The following is a 4,388-nucleotide window of genomic DNA, read 5'->3' as shown; positions in this document are numbered from 1 at the left end:
GCCAACGCCTACCTGGGCGGCGGCGGCATCACCGCCTGTCTGCGCGCCGGCGCCGACATCGTGGTGACCGGCCGGGTGACCGACGCCGCGCTGGTGAGCGGCGCCGCCGCGGCACACTTCGGGTGGGGCGAGGGGGTTGAGGGGGCGGAGGAGTCCGCGAAAGACAGAGACGCGCTGGCGGGAGCCGTCGTCGCGGGGCACGTGCTGGAGTGCGGTGCGCAGGCGACGGGCGGCAACTACGCCTTCTTCGCCCAGGATGGGCTCGACCTGCTGCGGCCCGCCGGCTTCCCCGTCGCGGAGATCGCGCGGGACGGCTCGGCCGTCATCACCAAGCATCCCGGCACGGGCGGCGCGGTGACCGTGGGCACGGTGACCGCCCAGCTGCTGTACGAGACGGCGGGCGCCCGCTACGCCGGGCCGGACGTGACCGCGCGGCTGGACTCGGTGCGGCTGCGGGAGGTGGGAGAGAACCGGGTGGCGATCGAGGGCGTACGGGGCGAGGCGCCTCCGGCCACGCTCAAGGTCGGGCTCACCAGGATGGGCGGCTGGCGCAACGAGGTGGTGTTCGTGCTGACCGGCCTCGACATCGAGGCCAAGGCGGCGCTCGTACGGCAGCAGATGGAGGACGCGCTCCAGGGGGCCGGGCAGCGTCCCGCCGAGGTGCGCTGGACCCTCGCCCGTACGGACCACGCGGACGCGCCCGTGCAGGAAGAGGCCGCGGCGATGCTGCGGATGGTGGTGCGCGACCCGGCGGCCGAGACGGTGGGACGGGCGGTCAGCGGTGCCGCGATCGAGCTGGCGCTGGCGAGCATTCCCGGCTTCCACGTGACCGCACCGCCCGGGAAGGGCGCGCCGTACGGGGTGTTCGAGGCGGCGTACGTGGCGGCGGCGGAAGTGCCGCACGTCGCCGTACTGCCGGACGGGAAGCGCGAGGACGTCCCCGCGCCGCGCAGGACACAGGAGTTGGAGCCGGTCGCCGAGCCGCAGCTGCCGCAGCCGCTCCCCGACGGGCCCACGCGCCGGGTGCCGTTGGGCGCCGTGGCCGGCGCCCGCAGCGGCGACAAGGGCGGCAGTGCCAACGTCGGGGTGTGGGTGCGCGACGACGCGGCGTGGCAGTGGCTGGCGCACACTCTGACGGTGGACGCCCTGCGCCAACTGCTCCCCGAGATCGAGGACTTGCCGGTCACCCGGCACGTACTGCCGCGGCTGCGCGCCGTCAACTTCGTCATCGACGGTCTGCTCGGGGAGGGCGTCGCCGCGCAGGCGCGCTTCGACCCGCAGGCCAAGGCCCTGGGGGAGTGGCTGCGCTCCCGGCAGCTGGAAATACCGGAGGGGTTGCTCTCATGAGCGTGCTGAGTACGAGGCTGGACGTCGCGGGCGCCGGAGCCGCCGAATACACCGCCAACCGCGAGGCCATGCTGGAGAAGATCGGCGAACTCGGCACCGAGCACGCCAAGGCGGTCGCGGGCGGCGGCGAGAAGTACGTCGAGCGGCACCGCAAGCGCGGCAAGCTGCTCGCACGGGAACGCATCGAGCTGCTGCTCGACCCCGACACCCCCTTCCTGGAGCTGTCGCCGCTGGCCGGCTGGGGCAGCGACTACGCGGTCGGCGCCTCGCTCGTCACCGGCATCGGGGTGGTGGCGGGGGTCGAGTGCCTGATCACCGCCAACGATCCGACCGTACGCGGCGGCGCCAGCAACCCCTGGACGCTGAAGAAGGCACTGCGGGCCAACGAGATCGCGTACGCGAACCGGCTCCCGTGCATCAGCCTCGTCGAGTCCGGCGGCGCCGATCTGCCCAGCCAGAAAGAGATCTTCATTCCCGGCGGCGCGCTCTTCCGCGACATCACCCGGCTCTCCGAGGCCGGCATCCCGACGCTCGCGGTGGTGTTCGGCAACTCGACGGCGGGCGGCGCGTACGTCCCCGGCATGTCCGACCACGTGATCATGGTCAAGGAGCAGTCGAAGGTCTTCCTCGGCGGGCCGCCACTGGTGAAGATGGCGACCGGCGAGGAGTCCGGTGACGAGGAGCTGGGCGGCGCGGACATGCACACCCGCGTCTCCGGGCTCGGCGACTACTTCGCGCTGGACGAGCCGGACGCGCTGCGCCAGGCGCGCCGCGTCGTCGCCCGCCTCAACTGGCGCAAGGCGCACGGCGATCCGGGCGGAGGCGCGGCTGCCGAGCCGCCGAAGTACGACGAGGACGAGCTGCTCGGCGTGGTGCCCGGGGACCTGAAGGCGCCCTTCGACCCGCGGGAGGTCATCGCCCGCATCGTCGACGCCTCGGACTTCGACGAGTTCAAGCCGCGCTACGGGACGAGCCTCGTCACCGGCTGGGCGCGGCTGCACGGTTACCCCGTGGGCATCCTGGCCAACGCGCGCGGCGTGCTCTTCAGCGAGGAGTCGCAGAAGGCCACCCAGTTCATCCAGCTCGCCAACCAGCGCGACATCCCGCTGCTCTTCCTGCACAACACCACCGGCTACATGGTCGGCAAGGAGTACGAGCAGGGCGGCATCATCAAGCACGGCGCCATGATGATCAACGCGGTCGCCAACTCGAAGGTGCCGCACCTGTCAGTGCTGATGGGCGCCAGCTACGGAGCCGGGCACTACGGCATGTGCGGACGCGCGTACGACCCGCGGTTCCTCTTCGCCTGGCCGAGCGCCAAGTCGGCCGTCATGGGCCCGCAGCAGCTGGCCGGGGTGATGTCGATCGTGATGCGGGAATCCGCGGCGGCGAAGGGCAAACCGTTCGACGAGGAGGCCGACGCCGGGCTGCGGGCGATGGTCGAGCAGCAGATCGAGGCCGAGTCGATGCCGATGTTCCTGTCCGGACGGCTCTACGACGACGGGGTGATCGACCCGCGCGACACCCGCACCGTGCTGGGCCTGTGTCTGTCGGCCGTCCACACCGCGCCGGTGGCGGGCGCGCGTGGCGGCTTCGGCGTCTTCCGGATGTAGAAGGGTGACACGGAGAATGATCACTTCAGTGCTGGTCGCGAACCGCGGGGAGATCGCCCGGCGCGTCTTCCGTACCTGCGCAGAACTGGGCATCGCGACGGTCGCGGTCCACTCGGACGCGGATGCGAACGCGCCGCACGTACGGGAGGCGGACGCGGCGGTACGGCTGCCGGGCAACGCACCCGCGGAGACCTATCTGCGCGGCGACCTGATCGTCGAGGCGGCGCTGGCGGCGGGCGCCGACGCGGTGCATCCCGGTTACGGATTCCTCTCCGAGAACGCGGAGTTCGCGCGCGCCGTGCGGGACGCGGGGCTGGTGTGGATCGGGCCGGGAGCCGAGGCGATCGAGGCGATGGCCTCCAAGACCCGAGCCAAGGAGCTGATGGGCGAGGCGGGTGTGCCGCTGCTCGCGCCCGTACCGGCGGCGGAGGCGGCCGAGAAGCACCTGCCGCTGCTGGTGAAGGCGGCGGCGGGCGGCGGCGGCCGTGGCATGCGGATCGTGCGCGAACTCGGCGCGCTGGAGGGCGAGATCACGGCCGCACGGGCCGAGGCCGCGGCGGCCTTCGGTGACGGTGAGGTCTTCATCGAGCCCTACGTCGAGCGCGGCCGGCACGTGGAAGTGCAGGTGCTGGCCGACGGGCACGGGACGGTGTGGGCGCTGGGCACGCGCGACTGCTCACTGCAGCGCCGCCACCAGAAGGTGATCGAGGAGGCCCCCGCGCCCGGTCTGAGCGAGGAGCTGCGCGGCGTCCTGCACGATGCCGCGGTGACCGCGGCACGGGCGGTGGACTACCGGGGCGCGGGCACGGTGGAGTTCCTGGTCGGGGAGGACGGGGAGGCGTACTTCCTGGAGATGAACACCCGGCTCCAGGTCGAGCACCCCGTCACCGAACTCGTGCACGGGCTGGACCTGGTCGCGTCGCAGATCCGGGTGGCGGAGGGCGAGCCGCTGGACCCCGCGGGGCCACCCGCCGGGCGGGGCCACGCCGTCGAGGCCCGGCTCTACGCGGAGGATCCCGCGCGCGGGTGGCAGCCGCAGACCGGGACGCTGCACCGGCTCGAGATCCCCGGCGGGCCCGGCGTACGTCTCGACAGCGGCGTCACCGACGGCGACGAGATCGGGGTGCACTACGACCCGATGCTGGCCAAGGTCATCGCCTGGGCGCCCACCCGGCGCGAGGCCGTACGCAAGCTGGCGCACACGCTGGAACGGGCCCGCGTACACGGTCCGCCGACCAACCGTGAGCTGCTCGTCCGGTCGCTGCGCCACCCGGACTTCGCCGCGGCCCGCCTCGACACCGGCTTCTACGACCGGCACCTGCACGAGCTGACCGGCCACCCTGGCGAGGCGGTGCCGACGCGGGCGCGGGCGCGGCAACTGGCCGCCCTCGCGGCGGGTGGGCGCCCAGGCGATGACCTTGGCCAGCA

Annotated in this window: 3 protein-coding genes; all 3 read left to right on the top strand. The window is 73.0% G+C overall.

Features of this window, described 5'->3' with window-relative positions:
• Positions 1-1,347, top strand: a 1,347-nt coding sequence (locus tag ACRDP3_RS09575; RefSeq protein WP_431516440.1) for an acyclic terpene utilization AtuA family protein, incomplete at its 5' end; no start/stop codon positions are given.
• Positions 1,344-2,960, top strand: coding sequence for an acyl-CoA carboxylase subunit beta (locus ACRDP3_RS09570; protein ID WP_431516439.1), 1,617 nt, complete (start codon positions 1,344-1,346; stop codon positions 2,958-2,960). The genes ACRDP3_RS09575 and ACRDP3_RS09570, both read left to right, overlap by 4 nt.
• A gap of 16 nt (positions 2,961-2,976) precedes the next feature.
• Positions 2,977-4,388 (top strand): acetyl-CoA carboxylase biotin carboxylase subunit (locus tag ACRDP3_RS09565; RefSeq protein WP_431516438.1); only part of this gene is annotated, 1,412 nt, incomplete at its 3' end.

This window comes from Streptomyces sp. (assembly GCF_050698815.1).
Lineage (GTDB): Bacteria > Actinomycetota > Actinomycetes > Streptomycetales > Streptomycetaceae > Streptomyces.
The sequence above is the reverse complement of the archived record's forward strand: the minus strand, read 5'-3'. Positions and strand labels throughout refer to the sequence as shown.